Source organism: Leptolyngbya sp. FACHB-671 (genome assembly GCF_014695745.1).
Classification (GTDB): Bacteria; Cyanobacteriota; Cyanobacteriia; order Elainellales; family Elainellaceae; genus JAAUTN01.
Genome location: NZ_JACJOV010000157.1, coordinates 145,609 through 165,878, shown reverse-complemented (window position 1 = coordinate 165,878; position 20,270 = coordinate 145,609). Strand labels below are relative to the sequence as shown.

The following is a 20,270-nucleotide window of genomic DNA, read 5'->3' as shown; positions in this document are numbered from 1 at the left end:
CCGTTTCTCTGAGAAGTGGTAACAGATGGAAAAGGTCTCCTCACACTGGAAGTGCCCTTCCGTCTGTTGCTCTGTCTCGAAGTTGGTTTAAGCCAGAACGTAAAGGAGGATAGAGCTAAGCTCTATCCTCCTTTACGTTCTGTTTAGATGTAAAATTGGTGGGTCAATCATGGGTACGAAAATTGCTTCTATACCTATGATTTAGCCTTAACTCGCAAAGCTAAATATTTAACCGCTGGTAAATGGTGTCTAGATGTTTTAGATGCTGTTGAGGGTCGAAGCAAGCTTCGATTTCTTCAGCTGATAGGTGGGCGGTGACGGTCGGGTTTTGTGTAATCAACTCATGAAAATCGCCGCTTGGGGTGTTCCAAGCAGTATGGGCACAAGATTGAACGACCGCATAAGCTTCTTCTCGGCTCAGTCCTTTATCGACCAGAGCAAGCAAAACCTTTTGACTGAAAACTACACCGCCGTACCGGTTCATGTTGCGCTGCATATTTTCCGGGTAGACCAGCAGATTTTTCACCAGATCGGTGATTTCTACCAACATGTAGTGGGTCAAAATGCAGGCATCTGGCAAGATGACTCGCTCAACAGAGCTATGGGAAATGTCTCGCTCGTGCCACAGGGCTATATTCTCGATTGCAGCAACCGCGTGTCCTCGAACAATTCTCGCCATTCCAGTTAGGCGCTCAGAGCGAATGGGGTTACGCTTGTGAGGCATGGCTGAGGAGCCTTTTTGTCCTTTGGCAAAAAATTCTTCCACCTCCAGGACATCGGTACGTTGTAAGTTGCGGATTTCGACTGAAAATCGCTCTATCGAAGCGGTTACTAACGCCAGCGTTTGCACAAAGTCGGCATGGCGATCGCGCGAAACGACCTGGGTTGAAGCGGTGTCAGGTTCTAGCCCTAAATTTTGACAGGCGATCGCTTCCACCTGCGGGTCAATATTGGCATAGGTACCCACCGCTCCCGAAATTTTGCCCACTGCAATTTGGCCGTGCAGACGACAGAGGCGGTCGCGATGGCGTAGCACCTCTGCCAGCCAACCAGCCAGCTTAAACCCAAAGGTAATTGGCTCAGCGTGAATGCCGTGCGATCGCCCAATCATCACCGTATCCCGATGCTGCTGCGCCTGATAGCGAATCGCCTGAATCAATGCCTCCAGTTGACCCAGCAACACATCCAGGCTAGCGACTAATTGCAGCGCCAACGCGGTGTCCAGCACATCAGAACTGGTCAGCCCCAGGTGAATGTAGCGCCCAACGTCTCCGACATACTCATTCACGTTGGTCAGAAACGCGATCATGTCATGGCGAACTTCGGCTTCAATTTCTAACACCCGTTGGGGGTCAAAATCCGCCTTCGCCTTGATCGTTTCTACTGCCTCAGCCGGAATGTAGCCCAATTCTGCTTGGGCCTCACAGACCGCAATCTCGACCTGTAGCCAGGTTTTCAATTTATACGTTTCAGTCCACAAGTTGCCCATCTCAGGCAGGGTATAACGCTCAATCAAGGCTCGTGTCGCAGAATACAACCGTCCTATTGTACAACTCTAAGGATTGAATAGAAATTTGCGGGCACCCGCAAGTTTTTGTCCAGTCTGGTGAAGCTGAAAAGTTGTTTGAGCCTTAATCTGTATCCAAAGACGTAAAAAAATAGGAACCAAATTTCGGTTTTCCTTCGTCACCAATAAAAAATAGACAGTTTGCTCCTTAAAAGACTAGTAAACGAGTTGAGTTAAGTTGAGGCATTCAGAAGCTAAAAGCGTGATTTGTTGACCGCCATCAGATACGAAATTGTGATAGGTGTGAGTGGAGTGTGAGTATTTTTAGAATGGCTTAAAGCCTGTCCTGCTAGGCATTTCAGGACACTGCTTTGGTTGTTTGATGTAGGTCTCACCCAAGTTAGTGAGTCCAATCGTTAAACTGCCACAGCTAAAGAAATTTGGTGCGGAAACCTCTCAAAGCTCTCTGTATAGCCTCGATAGGAAGCTCAATTTGGACGTTGAGAGTTTGATTATGCCGCCCTCACACACCCCCCAGTCCAACTTAATCAGTCGGTTGCATTGCCCTACGGTTTCGATTGGTTTAATCCAGCCTGAACCCGCTCAACCCCTGCAACTTGGCCGTGTTGAACTCGACTTTGAAGATTTATCAGCCTTTGAGCAAGTCCGAGACCAGTATTCAGGATTAGGGATCAAGTTTGCTGGAGCGATCGCCCTTCAGCCTTCTAACCCCGCCTTTCGGCATCGTTCTGGCTCAGTCGTACTCATGCCTATGACCAACGGGCTGAGTTTTGATATTTATCTCTATCGCGCAACCCAAACCGTTGGCGCTTTTGTTACAGGTACCAAACAAGTTAGGCTCACTGCATTTGACGCTGATGGTAAAGTGATTGCCCAAAGCGATACCGGCGTACGTCAATATGTACAGGAACAGCGACAAACCGTTGATCCCCTGCCTCAGCACAAGCTGGAATTAACTGCTGTAGGAATTGCCAGAGTCAAATTTGCCTCGGATACCCCTTTTACACTAGATGATTTCTTTTGCGGTTAGCGATCGCCACCCTTAAATCAGGTTCTAATAAATCTGCTCTAATGAATCTATAGCCCTTTGCCAGAATATCCATGATCTACTCCTGTGAATTAGCTGCGGGTCAGAGCCTTTACCTGGATGACCAGGGAATGCAAGTTGTCCTGACGCTAACTAGCAGCAGTCCGGGGCAGCAGCAACAATCTAGCAGCAGTTTTCAGGGCAGCTTGACGGCTCCGCCTCAAGTGTTTCGGACAGCTCAAGGCATTGTGGTCAAGTTGGTTATGAGCGATGGCGATCGCCTGATTCACCTCCAAGGGAGCCACGTTAGCCCGCTCAGCCATAGCCCTGATCTGAGTAACGCCGAACAAATCCAGGTACAGCAAACTGCTAGTCAGCCATCTGCACCAGCAATGAAGCCGATGCCGCCAATGGAATCCATGCAACCAATGCAACCCATGAACTTGAATATGGGTGATATGCAGATGAGCATGAATCCAATGCAAATGCGGATGAGAGACATGGAGCTGAAAATGGGTTCAGCTGCTGCATCCGCGTCTGCTCCAGAAGCCGCTTCTCAGACTGCTCAAACTCAGCGCTTTTGCAGCCAATGCGGAGCCATAGTTGATAGAAGCGATCGCTTTTGTTCTAGCTGTGGATATCAACTTTCCGTCAAGGTTTGATGCTAAAAAATTAAATTTTAGATTTCTCCCCTGTTTCCCCCCAAAAGTACGGGTCACAGTATCAGATATCAGTGTCACAATGGATCAAAAGTAAACCTGACATTTACGGTCTCCATGGTTTTTAACCCTGACAACGCCAATTTTTTCAGTGGCAGTGCCGAAGAGAGCCAAGCGAATCAACTTCTGAAGTATCTCCAGCATCAGTCGCCTGAAGTTTTGGCAAGAGTTGCAAAGTCCGTCAGCCCTGAGATTAAGCAGATTATTTCTCAGAACGTCCAGGGACTAGTAGGAGTTTTGCCATCAGAAACATTCAACGTCCAAATTACTACTGACCGCGAAAACTTAGCCGGACTACTAGCATCTGCAATGATGACAGGCTATTTCCTGCGCCGCATGGAGCAGCGTATGGAGCTAGAAGACAGCATCAGCAGCTCGCTCTCGCTACATCGTGAATCTGGCAATGGGGAATCTTCCTCTGATTCTCTGTTCTAAGCGAAGCTAGCGAGATTGAAGCATATCTAAGATTTTGTTCTGAGAGCCTACCGGAGTCACGCACGCGGCTCTACGATAGCTTTTGTTCGCTTATGCGATGTGCAGTCTCCGTTGAAGATTCAACAACAAGGAAAGCGGGGAAATTTACTCTTCTCCCCGCTTTTTTGTTCTAGCCTGTACAGCTACAGCGATCCGTGAATCTCAGCGTTCTACCCGTCCTAGCCAAGCTGGTCAGCCGGAAACGCACTTGGACGCACTTGAATGGTTTGAACTTGACCATTCCGATTGATTTCTAGCTCCAGAACTTCTCCAACGCTGCTAGTCTCAACCTGGTCTTGAACATCTACAGCCGTTTCTACAGACGTATCGTTCACCTTCAAAATCACGTCTCCTTGCTGTAAACCTGCCTGGGCGGCTGGAGTATCCTGCATCACCTCGATGATGAGTACCCCCTTTTCAAGATTGGCATCTAAAGCAAGCCCTTCTTCCTGGCTGATCCGTTCTTTCAGCTCTGGGGTCAAGTCCACCATTTGAATGCCCAGGTAGGGATGCTGAACTTCACCATTGGCGAAGAGCTGGTCTGCAATTCGTTGGGCTGTCTCGATCGGGATGGCGAACCCTAACCCTTGAGCATTGGCGCGAATGGCAGTGTTAACCCCAATTACTTCACCCTGGTCATTGAGCAAGGGACCACCAGAGTTACCAGGATTAATTGCTGCATCGGTCTGGATAAACCTGACTCGCTTGTCAACGCCAACCTGAGAGCTAGACCGCTCTGTAGCGCTGATGATGCCAGCAGTGACGGTATTGTCTAAGCCGAGAGGGTTGCCGATGGCGATCGCCCACTGCCCCGGCACCAGGTTCTGAGAGCTGCCAATTCTCACTGTCGGCAGCTCGGTTGCTTCAATTTTAATCACTGCTACATCGGTCACCGGGTCAACCCCAACGACTTCCCCGTCAAAAGTGCGTCCATCCTTCAGCGTGACTGTAACGGTGTCTGCCCCCTCTACAACGTGAGCGTTGGTCATCAACCGTCCGTCTGGGGTCAAAATGAAGCCTGATCCAGTGCCTTGCTCAGTCCGTTCTTGCGGCATGGATGGGGCTTCGTCTCCAAAAAAGCGGCGCAAGAGAGGATTTTGGAACGCATCGGGAACGCGGCTAGCGATCGTGCGAGAAGAATCGATTCGTACGACAGCAGGTCCAACTTGCTCAACCGCATCAGCAATAAAGTTAGGGTTATTCCGCTCAACAATGCGAACAGTCGGCTGGAGGCTTTCTTGAGGCGGAGATTCTAGCGCTGCCGGAACTGCTTCTGGGCGATCGGAGCGATTTTCTGAATTGAGATAGTAGCCGCCCGCCCAGCCTGCACTTCCTCCGACAATCAGAAAAGCTGCGTAAATGCCCAATTGCTTTAGTGAGAAGCCCATACTCTTAGTTCCCGCTGTTGATTCCCGCGATGGCAGTATTTTGCTGACTCCAATCTAACCAAATTGAAACTCGCAATTCACACTACATAACCCCATAACCAAAAAGTTTTGTCAAAATTTTATGAGGAACTTCTGTCTGCTAAATGCAGTGAAGTGATTTAGACCTCTCAACCCGCACTCGTAAGAGATGCATTTTGAGCGAGGCAAATGCTTTGTCGTTTTCATTTGGGTTTCGAGTATGAATTTGTCGCGCTGCCTCACTTTTCCCGCACTGCTCTGGCTTTTGACTCTGGTCGGGGCAGGACAGGCTACCTCATCTCTCGCCGCATCAAACCCTTATCAGCTCGAAGTAGGCGAACCCGCCGCCTCGTTCAGGCAATCCTTTGCCGTGGGCAAGCTTGATCGCTCAACGCTTGGCATTCCTTATCCTACCTCTGCCATTCAGAATTCTCTAGAACTTGAAGAGATTTATCAGACCCATCAGAATGCTGCTCGGTTAACTCACTCGTCAAGCAAACAAGCTGAGCCGCAAACTGCTTCTCCAACTAGCTCTGAGGCTGAAGGCGATACGCTCTGTCCTGAACCAGCTTTGTCTCGTGTGACCCGCCATCGCATCGCTGCGGGCGAAACTTTGACCAGCTTGTCGCAGCGCTATAACTTGATTCCAGCAACGCTAATGGGAATGAATCCTGTGCTGCGGGATGGGAATGCTCCTGTGGGGTCTGAGATTTTGGTTCCACCGTATAACGGTATCCGAGTGGAAGTGCCAGCAGGAAGCACCTGGCAAGATTTGGCAGAACTGTACGGCACGCGAGCCGATGTTTTGTTTGAGGTGAATGGCTGTCAGGAGGCTCCCCGTGTTGTCTTTGTGCCCGGTGTCAACTGGTCGCCCAACCAAACTGCAACGGGTACGCCCGCACGAGTGGATGGCGTGTTAAGGGAATATCCTTTGCCTGCAACTGCCTTTATTTCAACAGGTTATGGCTGGCAGCTCAACTCTGATAACGGCAATGTTGCCTTTCATGGTGGAGTAGACTTGACTGCTGACCGAGGAACACCCGTGCTAGCAGCAGGTGAAGGCACCGTTGCCTTTGCGTCAAACCAAGGTAATTACGGCAATCTAGTTGTGATTAACCATAGTCAGGGTTTACAAACTCGCTACGCCCAACTCGACAGTATCGACGTGGAAGTGGGTCAAACCGTTAGAGCAGGCGATCGCATTGGCACGGTTGGCAACACAGGAGTCGCGACCAACCCTCACCTGCATTTTGAAATTCGCTCCAATTCTGACTTAGGCTGGGTTGCTCAAGATCCCGGAGCTTATTTTCAAGATATGAGACTCGCAGAGCAATAAAATTGCCTTACGCACATTCGAGCTTGTCTAAATGCAGTTTCACAACCCGTTCCAGGCTTGTTGAGCAAGCAGACGTAACCAGAATGGAAGGATAAACCGCACTGCCCCAAATTGGATGCTCAATCGTTCGGCAACCCCCTCGATTTAGCACGGAGTAGCCCAACGTTGAGCGAATCACTGCCACATCATCCAACCGGAGCTGCCCTGAAACTGAAAACATGGGCAGCCCTGTTCGCGGATCAAACAAATCTGCAAAATACCCATCCTGCTGAAGCTGAGTGACGATTTTGTCGCCGAGTTCAGTAACCTTTTGCCGCAGTTGAAATTTATGAATTTCGGTTTCAACCGTTCGATCCACCAACGCCAGCTCACAAGGTTGAATAACAATTAATACTGACGAAACTGGGGCAGACCAACTTGGTAAAAGCTGGTCTAAATGAGTTTTAATAAATTTGCTGGGTGGATGAATTGAATACTGCAACGAGTGACAGGTTAAGTTGGAATTTCTCATTCTATAGCGATTCTGAATCTCAGTGAATTCGAGGTTTATTTCTAGGTCAATCCTCAGTCAGCCACAAAAAGCGCACCCTGGAAGAGTGCGCTTTTCATTAAGTTACTTTTCTGAATCCTAAATTAGGGTCAGCTTTTTGGCTCGAACTTTAAAGCCGCTGAGTTCATACAGTAACGCTGTCCTGTAGGTTGAGGTCCATCATCAAAGACGTGACCCAGGTGGGCATCACACTGAGCACAAAGAACTTCAGTTCGACGCATGAACAAAGCGCGATCGTCTTCGTAGCCGATATTGTCTTCCTTCGAAGGTGCCCAAAAACTTGGCCAACCCGTGCCAGAGTCATATTTTGCGTCTGAACTAAACAATTCAGCGTCACAGCAAACACAGCGATAAATTCCTGGCTTTTTGTTGTCGTGATATTCCCCTGTGAAGGCTCTTTCCGTCCCTTTTTTGCGGGTTACTTTAAACTGCTCAGGGGTTAACTGCTGCTGCCATTCCTGGTCAGTTTTTTGCACCTTATTCACCATGAATTATGCTCCTATGTCGCTTAAAAGTTGCTATGCAGTTCACTACTAGGAGGAAAGTCTTCAAGTCTACATTCCTCACTACCTGAAATGCATTCTGCCTGAGCGAAGCCGTTGATCTGATTCTAAATCAACACTCTGGACTACAGCAGGTGGGGATTTCTCGCTGAAATTGGTGTAGTACTAATAATATTCCTCCAAAGAGGGGCTACAGATGGAGGGGCGAAGCATCTGTCAGGCAGACTCTAAAGTGAGTCGGGAATTGCTGCCCAAATGCTTCGCCCTCAAGGAAACTCTAGTTCTTCTAGTTTCTATTACTGCGCGTTCAGTGCAGTTGTTAGCTGCTGACGGATTTGGGGGGGCAGCAACACTCGGTTAACGGCATGAACCACGCCATTGCTAGCCTGAATATCTGCCCGAATCACACTACCGTCATTCACTACGATGCGCTCAGGGGTGATGCGGACAGCAATGCCGCCATTGAGGGTGGAGATGGCCCCCGTCTGAAGCTGGCTGGAAGTGAATTCGCCAGGAACGACGTGATAAGCCAAAACTTGTCTCAGCAGGTTGCGGTTTTCGGGACGCAGCAGGAACTCAAGAGCACCATCGGGCAATGCTGCAAAGGCAGTGTCAGTGGGCGCAAAGATAGTAACGGGGCCACCAGCATTTTGCAGTAGAGGCGCTACATCTGCTGCTGCTACAGCTTGTGCCAGAGTGTTAAAGGAGTTACCGCTAGGAGCTTGTTGGGTAGAAACCTGTTGCAGCAACTCGGTAAGGCTAGCGTTGCTAGAAGTTGGAGGCGTAGCAGCATCGGGGGCAGGGGCTGGCTGGGCAGCAGGGGGTTCTGTTGCAGGTGTAGTTGCGTCGGGGCTAGGAGCTGTAGTTGGCGGTGTTGTACTCGGTTCCGTTGTGCCAGGGACTGCTCCAGGGGTGATCGTACCCGGTGCAGCGGGAGCAGGTGCGGGTTGGGTTTGGGCGAGCAGAGGAGCGCTGGCTGCGGCTGCGACTCCGGCAGCACCTAGCAGAATGGCGATCGCCCTCATGCTTCGGGAATAAAAAGTAACTTGCATTAGCTTAAAACTTTGTTACAACAACGCCTTTAGGCTAAAACAAACTGCCTTTTATGCGATCGCACAAAAGGCGTAGCCGGAAAAAATAACTACAGACAGGTGACAAACCTAACTATCGGTCAAGTTTGGTAGTCCCTCATCAAGAGCCAGAATTTATAACGCTTCTCCAAACAGATAGAAGAACATCCCACGGCGCGGGGTGTCCTTCTATCTGTAGCCCTAATTTTTGAAATTGGTATTACTACTCTAGCGATCGCAGCAAATCTCGAATTTTAGTGCGCTGCTGTTGATTGAGGGATTCTGGAAAAGATAGTTCTATTGCAATTCGTAAAGGCGGGGTGTCATAGTCTGAGCTAATTTCTGAGTCAGCACCAGGAGGTTGAAATGCGACAACGGGTACCAAATTCAGAATTTCAACAGATTGCACTTGGGCTAACAGACTTTGGGGTGCAAAATCGTTAGTGTCGCTGCTGATCAGCAATCCAATCATCGGTTTGGTTTGCTCCATCGTTTCCAGATGTAGCAGGTCTCCTTCTAGCTCCAGCCGAATGTCTCGCGTACCCATTTCGGTGACTTTGGCAGTGTAGGATGTGCCTTCCCAGTCCTCCCAGAAAAGCTGAGCGTCAGCCCGGACTTGCTTGCGTACCTTCATCCCAACTTCGGGGCGAAACTCACGGTATACCCGCTGTATGCTGGTGGCAATGAATTTGAGCGACTGAATTGGGTTGTCTGCCTCATTTCGCTTCTGGGAATACCATTCTTTTACGTCTGAGTAGATGACGACTGAGAGGTCATCCAGTTGAGTTTGGCTGACGTTGACAAAGTCGAGGGCGAGTAGAGTTTGCAGTTTGTCAGTGGCGATCGCTCGAATAATATGGGCATCTAGCAGCACCCGCGCCCCATAATCCCCAATCAGCTCGATCCGAATTTCATCAGGGACGTTGGGCCAAACATCTAACAGCACTTGCGCTCCAGTTTCACTTACGTTTACCGTTTCGCCGACCCAACTTTGGTTATCGCCGTGAATCACGACGGCTAATCGGCGGGGTAGACGGTGAGCGCGGCGCAGTTGGGGTTGCTCAAAGGCAACCAGGCAGGCTGCCATCACCAGCAGCAGGTTAAATACACACCAGAGCGTGTTGATCAGCACAGCTTGCGTATCTTGCGGACTCAGCACCAGCCAAAACGGAACGGCGACCAGCGACGCAGCGGTAATTGCGCCTAGAATCACCAGGTAACGCACAGAATCCAGGTCAAAGCTGCGCTCCTCAACAGTTAGCCCTTTGTCGGTCACGTTGAATTTGCCCAGCTTGGGGTTGATTAGCGCCAGCAGGGTAACGATGCCTGCCTGAAAAGACATGGCAAACTCGTAAATCTCGTTCCAGAAGGAAAAGCGAACGTGTTTGTAGGGAATGTGGTTTGCCTGCATCGACAAAACGATGTGGGGCAAAGCATAGAACAGCGTTTCTAGTCCTAAGCCTTTAACAGAGTTGATGCCGAAGAGGAGGAACAGGTTGGGGGCGATCGCGTACATCAAACGCGGAAAGCCAAAAAAGAAGTGTGATGTAGCGCTGAAATAGCACACCCGCTGCGCTAGCCGCAGATTTAACTTGCGGTTGACCATTGGATTCTCGATTCGCAAAATCTGCGCCATTCCCCGCGCCCAGCGCACCTGCTGACCGACGTAGGAGGAGAATTTTTCAGGTGCGAGTCCTGCCACCATGATCTTGTCGTAATAGACCGTTTCATAGCCCTGGGAGTGCAGCCGCAGGGAAGTGTGGCAGTCTTCGGTAACGGTTTCGGTAGCGATGCCGCCGATGCCGAGCACGTATTCCCGCCGAATCACGGCTGCTGAACCGCAAAAGAAAGCCGCATTCCAAAAATCGTTACCTTTTTGCAGCACTTTATAGAACAGTTCGTTGCCGACGGGCACACGTCCCTCGGTCATCAGGTTGCGCTCAAACGGGTCAGGATTGTAGAACCAGTGTGGCGTTTGCACCATCGCTACTTTAGGGTCAACGATGAAGAAGCCGACGGTTTCTTGCAAAAAGCTGCGAACCGGAATGTGGTCACAGTCCAAAATCAGCACCAGATCCCCATCGGTTCTCGGCAAGGCGGTGTTGATGTTTCCAGCTTTGGCGTGGTCGTTGTTATCGCGTGTCAGCAGGGTGCAGCCCAGTTCATCGCACATTTGGCGAAGCTGTTCGCGGCGATCGCGATACTTTTCTGCCCGACCGTCATCCAGAATGTAAACGTGCTTTTTGTCGTAAGGATAATCAGTTGCCAGTGCGCCTAAAGCCGTTTTGCGGACAATCTCGACTTCTTCGTTGTAAGTAGGGATGTATATATCAACCTTGAGCCAATCATCGTGGGGTAAGGTCGATAGATCGATGGGCTGGCGCTCACGAATCTTCAAAGTCTGAAAATAGGCCAGCATGAGGGTGGCGATCGCATACATCTCTGCCGCATACAGCAACAGACAAAATATGCCATTCACTACACCATCAAAGTTGAGCGTATAGCTGGTGCGGTAATAGAAATACCGCATCGTCGTCACCACGCTCAGCACAATTAGAAATAGGTGCAGATACTCGCTGCTGTGAGTGTCACTGCGCTGGTCTTCCATTCGCAGTACCGATCGCCCCACAAAAATTAGCAGCACTGCAATTAAGCCCTGCTGCCAAATGCTGGGGCGCACCGTTATCAGCGGCAGACACATCATCAACAGTGACCCTAGCAGGATCACCAACTGCCGTCGGTTTAGCCACTTCAGCACGTGGTCAAACGTGTGCGGCAGGCGATCGACCAGCAGCGTTGCCAGCCATTCTGAGTTAGAAGGCACTCCTTCGCGAATCCACCGTCGCTGCGTTCGAGTCTTAGAAGGACTAACCATTTATTCCTGCCCCGTGAGCCGCTTTAAGTAGAGTTGAATCACCCCATACAGCACCAGTGACGCTGCCACGATGCCGGGAGCCAATACAAACCAGTTGCCGCGCAGCACCGCTGCAATTCGGCTAGAAAGGTTAGCCGATGCAAGCTGCCGTTGAGAAGACTGCTGCAAAAATTCCAGCGAGTAAGCGTTGGGGTCGTAGGGTGAAGGGTCAGGTTCGTTTGCCGCAATCAGCACTGTGTCACCCTGTAGCTGAAAGAACAGATTGTCCTGGCTGATCAGGTCGCGCACCTGCTGCAAGCCTTCATCAGTTTGGGCACTCAGCGCCAGCATGACCCGCTCTTGATTCCAGGGTGAAATGATTTGCTTGACCAATCCTTCCTGGTCGGGCAGGGTTTGAATCTGCTTTTGCCCCCAGTGACGGGAAAATAGATCTCGCAGGGCAAAGCCATCTCCTTGCTCAAACGCTTCGGGCAATGGAAACTGTGCTTCGGTGCCGATCGCAATAATGTGGCGGCTGTCTCGCTGCTCAACTGGCAACTTGCTAGCGCGGTAGACATCCAACTTCACCGATTCGGCACGGCTGAGTCTACCTAGACGCTCACTCACCTCTAGCAGCAGCAGTAGGTCAGACTGAGCTGGGTTTTCGGGCATGGCGATCGCCGTACTCGACAAATCCTGCGGCGCTGCAAACGGGTAACCTGCCCGCAACAGTTCCAGGTCAGGCAGCCGCACCACCTGTTCGCGATTCAGCTTAAATTCGGTGTCGGAGTGAATCGTACTCCAAAGCTGCTGGTCAGTCACACGGCTACAGGAACGGCGTTCTCGCGGATCGAGCCGAAAATTCACTTGGATTCGCGAATTTGGCTTAATTCGGTCTTCGGGTAGCGTTACTTTCAGCGTTTCGCGATCGCCACCACTCACTGAAGTGAGGCGTTTTCCAGTGATCACAACGTTGTCAAGTTCCACTTCCACCAGGGAGGTCAGCGGATTGATCTGCGGCCCGTAGCTATAGCGCAGCGTCATCGTGTTGCCCGGCGAAAACTGGTCATCGGGCAGTGCCCGAAAGTCCAATTCCAGGCTGGGGGAATGGGAACCCCGCACCGTTACATCACCATACGCTTGCTCGTCAAAGGTACGCAGGTCGCTCAGCTTAAAGGAATTTTCTAGTGGCAAATAGCCTTGCCATGCACGCGGATCAGGTGTTTCGACCTGATCGATTTGATCAACGATCACAAGATTACCCGTGCCGATCTGCCGATCTCCTGGCTGCACCAGGAATTGAACTGCCTTGGCGACTCCTTCAGCCCCGTTGCCCGTCGCAACCAGCACGGGAGCTGCCCCATCAGGAGTCGTGGTCAGCATCAGTAAACCAACATCGCCCGGAAAAGGCTGCTGTTCTGCATCTAAAAATCGACCACTGCCCAAAGACAGCGGCAAATCCAGAGATGACAGATCAGGCTGAATGGCAGGAGTTCCAATCACGATTAGCCGTTCACGTCCTGCCACTTGATCGATCGCTTCAACAATCCGCGTGTCTAGCGGACGAAATTCTGCTAGCCGCCCCAGAGAGGTGTGCAGGCGACTGGTGGCGGTCAACCAGGTTTCATCAATCTCGTTGGGCTGAAGGTAGGCGACCTGATTGGGTTCCAGGCTGAGGTCGTCAAATACCGGATAGGGATAGCGGTGAAAGTCGAGGGCGATCGCCTTCGGCTGGAAGTTAAACACCAGCTTGGAATCGGGCAGAATCTCCGTCCACAGCGACGGATCAAATGGGTCTTGGGTACAAGTTGGTGAATTGTTTTGCAGCGCTGCCAGCACCACCTCGTTGTAATCCTTAATGGCTCCTGGCGGCACATCAAACACGACATTGCCAATCTCGCCCTGAGGTTTGTTCAGCGGCACGCTGCCAATGCTCGTACCGTTGACCAGCACCGTCAGATTTGAGCGAGTGGCATAGAGCGCTGCCGAGTGCCGAAACCGCAGCGAAATCTGCACGGATTTGGGTTCCCAGTTACGCGGACGGGTAAACCTCAGCCGCCGCTCATCGTAAATGCCCTCCATCCGTAACCGATTTCCCACAATGGGGCTGCGGTTAAACTCCAGTACATATTGTCCAGCCGCTTCAGGGGCAACGGTAGGCGGAGCAGCGGGAGGATCAGGCAGGGCAAATTCAGAGCGGGACAGATCCGGCTGGGGCGCTCCTGACTCCTCTGTAGGAATTGGAGCCTCAGTCTGAGCGGGTGCCGGGAGAATAGCCCACCCCAAAAGCAAGCCGCAACTGAGCAGCAGCATTCCAGCAAAAGCCCAGAGGGGGCGATCGCGTCGATGGGAAGAGGAGCGCGATCGCCGTCGAGAAGATTGACGGTTAGGGGTTGGTGAATGTAGGTCGTGTTTCATGAACTAGATGCTTGCATCAACTGTGCAGAAGGAGAGACAGGAGGTAGTAACCCAAACCAGGCAAGATTTTGCGTGTAATAGGCGGAACTGTTGTCCCAAAAGCCTTGCCGATATTGCGGCACTAACTTTTGCTGGTAGATTTGCTCAGCGATTTGCGGTTCCGTTAAAGCAAACGCTGGGTAAAGCGTGGCGTACTGGGCTGTCGCTTCGTAGTCGGCGATCGCCCTTCCCTGCATGTCAAATCGGGCAGGAATCTGCTGTCCGTCCTGCCAAAACCGTTCTAAGTACGCCAAATGTTGGCGCAGAAATTGCTCTGCCTGCGGTTCTTGAAACCAGGCTGCATCTAGCGCCACTCGCCACCACACCCGATAAGCATCAAAGCCGTACTGACTTTGCAGGTTAGAATCGCCGACTGGGGAGAGTTCTGCCGTTTGCGGATTGAGCGAAATCCAGTCACTCGGCAACCCAACCGCCGAAACATCAGACGACGCTTCTAAAAGCTGGTAGCTGCTGTCTACCAGGCTCATCCAGTCATGTTCTGGGTCAACCTGAGCGAACAGGCGAAAGGCATAAGGCGCAAAGTAAGAAGGGTTGAGAATTAGCGTATCTGGCTGACTCCAAAATGCCTCAGCGGGTCCGGGCAGCAAAACCCGACCGTTAGCCAACTCGGCAGTTGAATAGTTCCAAATGTCGGTTAGTTTGACTTTTGCTAACTCCAAATATTCTGGGCAACTCCAGCGACGAGCCGCAAAAATCAGGGCGGTAGCGGCATCAATATCAGCATCGCTGGCAAAGTTGGCATCGATCGTCGTCCATTGCCCACTAGAATTGCGACCCCATTTCCAGGCCCAAAGCTGATCGAGGCGATCGCCCTCCCCCTTGCGAATCAAATTTTGCTCTGCCCAGTTCAGCGTTTTCACAAAGGTGCCAGGGTCATTGATTAGCACCGCTCGCAGCATCGCGTAGGCTTGTCCCTCAGAGGTGGAGCGATCGCCATCTTCTCGGTCAATCACTCGCCCATCTTCCTGAATGAATCGCTGGCGATAAGCAATCCAGCTTTCCTGCAACAGCGGCAAATTTTCAGCCCGAAACGGTAACGATAGTGTATTTGGCGTACTTGCCTGAATGTCAGAAGGCTGTTGCCCTACTACATCCTGCAAACACACGGGTACTTCTGCCTGAGACGGCTTCCAGCAGCCTGCTGTCAGACTCAAGAGCAGCGCCATTAGACCGAGGAGCGATCGCCGCGCAGCTTTAGTGCGCCACCGTCCTGTTAGCCCCAACAACACTTGAGAGACAGTTGACAAAATTCGCAGCGCAGCTAGAAATGGGGTTTGGAAGGAAAAATACAGCAACATTCTGCAAAACCTGTCAAGTTCAAGAGAGGCTGGAGGCTAGGGGTTGGAGGCTAGGGGTTAAGAATTTTCATCCTTTATCCCTCGTCCTTTCTAATACCGCTCCCACGCAGGCTGAAATCCTCGTCGTCGCATCAGATCTAACTGAATCTGCTCGATTCGGTCGTCCAGGTCAGCGTCGGGATTGCCTGCTACCAGACGCTCTTGCTGCAAGCGTCGAAGCTGTTGAAGTGCTGCCATTGGACGATCTTGGGCAACGCTGAGTTCCGCCAAGATGCGGCGCGTTTCCCAATCATTTGGCTTAAGAGTCAGCACTCTTGCATAGAGCATGGTTGCCTCCGTGTAGCGCTGCTGTTGAAACCGAATTCCACCTAAAGCAGCTAGAGCATCGGTGTTTTCGGGTTGGCGATTTAGCACTTCACGGTAGGCTTGACTAGCCACATCTAAATTGCCTAAAACCTGAGCCAGTTCGCCCTGGAGGAAATAGCCGTTGATGTCATCGGGATTGCGCGACAGAACCCGATCAACTTGTGCTTGAGCCCGTTCGGGATCGCGCAGTGCCAAGACCTGCACCAACCGACGATTCACGCCAATGTCATCGGGGTTAACGGTTAGCAGCGCCTCATAAAGCCGTTCTCGCTGTGGACTGGGCGGCAAAGCTCCTACTAGGCTAAACAGCTCTGGCGGCGTATCGGTAGCGGGACGGGCTGCTAGCCAACGCTCTAGAACGGCTTCGGCTTCCGATTGGGAAATCTGCTCAATCTGGTAAGCCAGACTGGCTCGACCGAGTTGGGTTTGCAGGTCATTGGGATTTCTGGCTAGAAGCTGGTCGTAGAATGCTAGGGCTTCCTCTGGACGATTTTGCACCAACCGAATGCCCGCCAACCCGCGCAGGGAAGCAGTGAGAATTTGGTCTTCAGGATTGCGGGCAATCAGTGCCTCATAGCGGCTGGCACTGGCTTCCAGGTTTCCTTCGCGCCGCTCGATGTCTGCTAACAGCAATTCTGCTGCCAGATCTTGAGAACCAACGGAAGTCGCACCATAAGCAGTTAGGGCTTCCCTTGCCGCTGCATAGTTGCCTTGCTGAATCAAAATTTGAGCAACTCGGAAGTTTAAGAAGGGAACGTCCACATTGGACTGAAGCAAGTTCTGGTAAATCGGCAAGAGTTCTGGGTCGGGCGGGTCGAGGCGAATTAGAGACTGGGCGATCGCCCGTCTCTCAATCTCCCCATCACTCGCCTGTAAAACAGACTGAAGCTCTTGCTGAAGCTGAGCGCTAGAAATTTCTCCAAGCTGCCGCTCCAAGACCGATCGCTTCACCCGCAGGCCCAGGTTATTGGGCTGTTGAGTGGCAAGCTGTTGATAGAGCCGCAGTGCCTCTGCCTGAGAGGTGGGTGACTCGCTCAAGACATCTGCCACCTCAGTTACCAGCCCCGGAGATGGATTGCTCGTTTGCTGAAGCACTCGACGGTAAAGGGCGATCGCCTCTTCATACAGCTGAGCATTGCCCGACTCTCTACCAATCGTGCTGAGTGCCCGTGCTAGCGGCAAGGTTGCGCCTTCGGCGTCGCGTAACGGTTCCAGGGTTGCCAGAGCCGCTTCTGGGTTTTGGTTGGCTTGATGGGCGATCGCCAGTGCTGCCCGAATCTGAATTGCCGTTGCGTCCAGGCGATCAAACTGTCGTAGCCGGGATTCTAATACCCGTACTGCCTCAGCCGGATTTCCCGTTTCCTGAAGCGTCGACGCATAGGCTGTAATAGCCGTATTCGGAATCGTTTCCCCGGTTGCCTGATAGCGTTGAAATAGCGCCAACCCCTGGCTGTAGTTGCCGCTGTAGGTGTAGATTTGAGCCGCGCCCAAAATCGTCTCGGCTGAGGGATTGTTTGCTAGCGCAATTTGGTAGTCTGCTAGCGATTCGCTGTAACGTCCCTGGTAGCCCAACAGCAGCGCCCGCTGCGCTCTGGCGTTTTGGTTATTCGGGTCAAGGTTGAGTAGGGTGGTCAGCGCTTCGATGCCGCCTGTCTGCCACTCTGAACGATAGCCGCCCAGCAGTCCCACAGCTTCTAGGGCGCGGCGGTTTGTTGGGTCTTGAGTTAAAACCTGACGGTAGGTATTCCAAGCATTTTCATCCTGTCCGGCTCGCTGATAAGCGATCGCCAATCCCAGTCTTGCGTCCAGTGAATCAGGATAGCGCTGCAAAGCTTGTCGAAAGGCGGCGATCGCATCATCGACCCAGCCTTGCTCTAGCAGCGTATAGCCCCGACTCACTGCCGCAGGCACCGTCTGCGCTTGCACTGCCAAAATTCCTAAACCAATCGGAGACAACAACATTCCCGCCGATGTCCCCAGTAGCATCAACCCTAGTAGCGTGTGTTGCAGCACCTGACTACCCCGTATGAGAAATTCCATGCGTCGCCTCATTAAAACTGCCTCCCTAGTCCTGTTACATCCAGGTCAGCTCGAACCCGGAATCCGAACACAGTCTCTGAGAATTCATTTCGCTGTTGAATCGTTGCCCCCGCTCGCAGGTTGGGCGAAAGTCGGAAGTCGTAAAATAATTCCAGGACATCAGGCGACTCGTCGTCGCGATCGCGCCGAAGTTCATCGTTTGACAAACCCCGACCGTAGGCTAGTCCGAGCCGATCGTCTGGCATGAACAAGTCCAGCAGATTTATCCCAAAGCTGTAAGTGTTGGCGCTTTCGTCTACATCCTGGTTGGTGTAGTGTCCATAGCGGGCAAACAGCCCCAGGTTGATATCGGGAATGAAATATTCGGCGTTGAGTCCAAAGGCTTCTTCGCGATCGCCCTCCTGCACGCCAAATGCGTCACCGCGATCGATGCCAAAAATCTCTTCAAAGCCGTCGCCGCTGCCCGGATCTTCTGCCGAAATGTAGGTGCCGCGCAAAATCAGATTGCCAGCCCGAAAACCCACTTCTCCAGCAAACGCATCCAGGGCAAATTCGCTCAGGTCACGATTGGAGGAAAAAACAGTAGCTCTCACGTCCACGTTATCGGTTGGGTTCCAGGTTGCCATTGCTCCAATCCGCGAAGACAACCCTGCCGCACTCAATGCCGGATTCGTTTGAAAGACTGGATTGAAGAAGTGAGTCACCACATCTTTGGCAAAACTGTTGCGGTCAAAGTAGGAGGTTAAATCCATTAACCCTGCTGTAAACCGCAGCCCCGACGTTCCAGGTGGCAAAAACGTAGCGTATAGCTCGTTCAGTTCCAGCCCAAATCCGTCCGCGTTGCCAAATGCTTCACCGCCCGCCAGGTCTACCGTTGCGCCAAACAGCAAATTAGGACTGGAGGGATATAGCACCGTCGCTCGCGCCCGCGCCGAAGACTCATCGCCTTGCAGCACATATGCCCCCTGAAGCTGAATGTAGGGCGCACCCAGGACTAGCGCACTTCCAGACGTAGCGGCTTCATCCTCCGACTCAGCCTGTCCAATAAGAATCGGATCAGGGGTTGATTCCTCAGCCACTTCAGATGAGGTTTGAACCAACTGCAACTCTGGTAGCGAAGCCAAATCAACCTCGCTCAACTCATAGCAGTCCGCAGTGTCGCAATCCCACATCAGCGGTTGCCAGCCTGGTTCAGCTTCTGCCCCCGTCCAGGCGATCGTTTCCACTCCTGAATTCAGCGCAATCACAATCGGATCACGCACAGTTACACCAGGGGCGATCGCCTCAGATCCTAATAATTCCTCAGGTGTAAACTGATACTCTTCAACTTGAGCCAGCTCCGGCTCATCCAGAGCTATATTCGTATTCGGCTCACTCTCAGAGTTAAAAAATTCTGCCTCTAGCGAAGCCAAAATTCTCGTCAGCTCACCCGTTTCATTAGAAGATGAAGAAACTGAAACTGTTTCACTATCTGATGTAAAGAATTCCGTCTGTAACGCGGTCAAAACTTGTGACCAATCATTCGCCGTGCTATCTATTACGGAGGGGATACGCAAAGAAGTTGCTGCCGTCTCAGATATCTCCTCGGCACTGGCTTCTCCAAACTCTATAGCTTCAGCAGGGTCTGGTTCCGTGTGTTCTGGTTCAGAATAATCTGATTCAGTTTCAGTTCTTTCAACGTTGCTCGTCTTCGCACCCGTCTCCGCATCATCCGTCTCCGCATCAATGAACTCAATGCTGAAGTGACGAATAGTTTCAGTGTGCAGCCTGCTCAGTTCAAGGGAAGTCGGGGATGCATCTACCGCTCCTGACTCCGCTTCTAACTGTGACTGAGCCAACGAAAGGCTTTGAGAACTTTCCCCCGCTTCATCTTCTGCCCCGATGATTTGCTGCCCTTCGTCCAAAGGATCTACCAGGGGTGTCGATGATACTGACTCAGCATGTAATGCTTCAGCCGACAGTACTTCAGCAGAGGATGCTTCAACCGATTCCGTTACGGCTTCGATTACCTGCAAGCTGCTTTGGGGCTTTTCGGACGGTTGGGTAGACGTAGCAGCAGTCACGCGAATAGAGGCTTCCTGCCAAGCGATCGCCTCTGAGTCGATTTCGGCAACAGGTTCCAGTTCACGAGAAGGAACTGCGGAGCGATCGCCAACCGATATATCAGCCTGCGCTGCGGCAGCCAGACTCGATTCCAGCAGCAACACGAAACTGCTGGCTAGAACAGCACTGCTCCAAAGCAAAGAATTGCGCCAGTCGGTTCGCCGTGGGGTGACTTGAGTTGAACTGGCATCAGTAGCGTTTACATTCATATTTCCTACCAGGGGGCACACGGCAACCCTAAAAATAGACATGCCGAATTAAATGGCAGGCAAAATCAAGCGCCTGTCGTGAGTGAATTAATGGCGATCGCTACAACAGAACCGACGCATCAAGCTGCAAAACCAGGAAGCCAAAAGACACTGAGAACAAAGCTGAACCTGCTAGGAACAAGCCATCCTCTTAAAAAGCTCTGCCTTGTGATGCCAACTGAAAAATTTCGCCTCCTGCCCGTTTCCCATAACGCTCCTGGATGTGGAGAAATTTCAGGTAAAAAAAGAATAAAGAGGACGAAGCAATCG

Annotated in this window: 14 protein-coding genes; 4 read left to right on the top strand and 10 right to left on the bottom strand. The window is 51.7% G+C overall.

Going from position 1 to position 20,270, the window contains the following annotated elements; genetic code table 11:
- Positions 1–220: 220 nt before the first annotated feature.
- Positions 221–1,537, bottom strand: coding sequence for an adenylosuccinate lyase (gene purB / locus H6F93_RS28885; RefSeq protein WP_524538034.1), 1,317 nt, complete (start codon positions 1,535–1,537; stop codon positions 221–223).
- A 484-nt stretch (positions 1,538–2,021) separates the two neighbouring features.
- Between purB and H6F93_RS28880 the strand changes: the two genes are divergently transcribed.
- The 3 genes from H6F93_RS28880 to H6F93_RS28870 all read left to right on the top strand — a co-directional run bounded on the left by H6F93_RS28880 (position 2,022) and on the right by H6F93_RS28870 (position 3,709).
- Positions 2,022–2,558, top strand: a complete 537-nt coding sequence (locus H6F93_RS28880; RefSeq protein ID WP_190688625.1) for a hypothetical protein — start codon at positions 2,022–2,024, stop codon at positions 2,556–2,558.
- A gap of 71 nt (positions 2,559–2,629) precedes the next feature.
- Positions 2,630–3,217 (top strand): zinc ribbon domain-containing protein, encoded by a 588-nt coding sequence (locus tag H6F93_RS28875; RefSeq protein ID WP_190688622.1) that lies wholly within the window; start codon positions 2,630–2,632, stop codon positions 3,215–3,217.
- A gap of 114 nt (positions 3,218–3,331) precedes the next feature.
- Entirely contained in the window at positions 3,332–3,709 is a 378-nt protein-coding gene (locus tag H6F93_RS28870) for a DUF760 domain-containing protein (RefSeq protein ID WP_190643361.1), read from the top strand.
- A gap of 218 nt (positions 3,710–3,927) precedes the next feature.
- Here H6F93_RS28870 and H6F93_RS28865 read toward each other — a convergent pair whose 3' ends face one another.
- Positions 3,928–5,136: an HhoA/HhoB/HtrA family serine endopeptidase gene (locus H6F93_RS28865; RefSeq protein ID WP_190688618.1), complete on the bottom strand. Its 1,209-nt coding sequence runs from the start codon at positions 5,134–5,136 to the stop codon at positions 3,928–3,930.
- A 238-nt stretch (positions 5,137–5,374) separates the two neighbouring features.
- On the opposite strand from H6F93_RS28865, the gene H6F93_RS28860 reads away from it, so the two are divergent.
- Positions 5,375–6,490, top strand: coding sequence for a LysM peptidoglycan-binding domain-containing M23 family metallopeptidase (locus tag H6F93_RS28860; protein ID WP_190688615.1), 1,116 nt, complete (start codon positions 5,375–5,377; stop codon positions 6,488–6,490).
- Between the two features lie 7 nt (positions 6,491–6,497).
- Here H6F93_RS28860 and H6F93_RS28855 read toward each other — a convergent pair whose 3' ends face one another.
- From H6F93_RS28855 to H6F93_RS28820, 8 genes are all read right to left on the bottom strand, one after another.
- Positions 6,498–7,001, bottom strand: a complete 504-nt coding sequence (locus H6F93_RS28855) for a methylmalonic aciduria and homocystinuria type D protein (protein ID WP_190688612.1) — start codon at positions 6,999–7,001, stop codon at positions 6,498–6,500.
- Between the two features lie 128 nt (positions 7,002–7,129).
- Positions 7,130–7,528, bottom strand: a complete 399-nt coding sequence (gene msrB / locus H6F93_RS28850; protein ID WP_190643357.1) for a peptide-methionine (R)-S-oxide reductase MsrB — start codon at positions 7,526–7,528, stop codon at positions 7,130–7,132.
- A gap of 311 nt (positions 7,529–7,839) precedes the next feature.
- A complete protein-coding gene (locus H6F93_RS28845; protein ID WP_190688608.1) occupies positions 7,840–8,595 on the bottom strand; it encodes a fasciclin domain-containing protein in 756 nt (251 codons plus the stop codon).
- A 241-nt stretch (positions 8,596–8,836) separates the two neighbouring features.
- The gene (gene bcsA, locus H6F93_RS28840) at positions 8,837–11,488 is read right to left on the bottom strand and encodes a UDP-forming cellulose synthase catalytic subunit (RefSeq protein ID WP_190643355.1); all 2,652 of its coding nucleotides are present in this window, start codon (positions 11,486–11,488) and stop codon (positions 8,837–8,839) included.
- Entirely contained in the window at positions 11,489–13,885 is a 2,397-nt protein-coding gene (locus H6F93_RS28835) for a cellulose biosynthesis cyclic di-GMP-binding regulatory protein BcsB (protein WP_242043668.1), read from the bottom strand.
- Positions 13,882–15,243, bottom strand: a complete 1,362-nt coding sequence (locus H6F93_RS28830) for a family 8 glycosyl hydrolase (protein WP_242043667.1) — start codon at positions 15,241–15,243, stop codon at positions 13,882–13,884. Before H6F93_RS28830 ends, H6F93_RS28835 begins: the two co-directional genes overlap by 4 nt.
- Positions 15,244–15,333: 90 nt before the next feature.
- Entirely contained in the window at positions 15,334–17,649 is a 2,316-nt protein-coding gene (locus H6F93_RS28825; RefSeq protein WP_190688605.1) for a tetratricopeptide repeat protein, read from the bottom strand.
- A gap of 11 nt (positions 17,650–17,660) precedes the next feature.
- Entirely contained in the window at positions 17,661–20,003 is a 2,343-nt protein-coding gene (locus H6F93_RS28820; protein ID WP_190688602.1) for a carbohydrate porin, read from the bottom strand.
- Between the last annotated feature and the right edge of the window lie 267 nt (positions 20,004–20,270).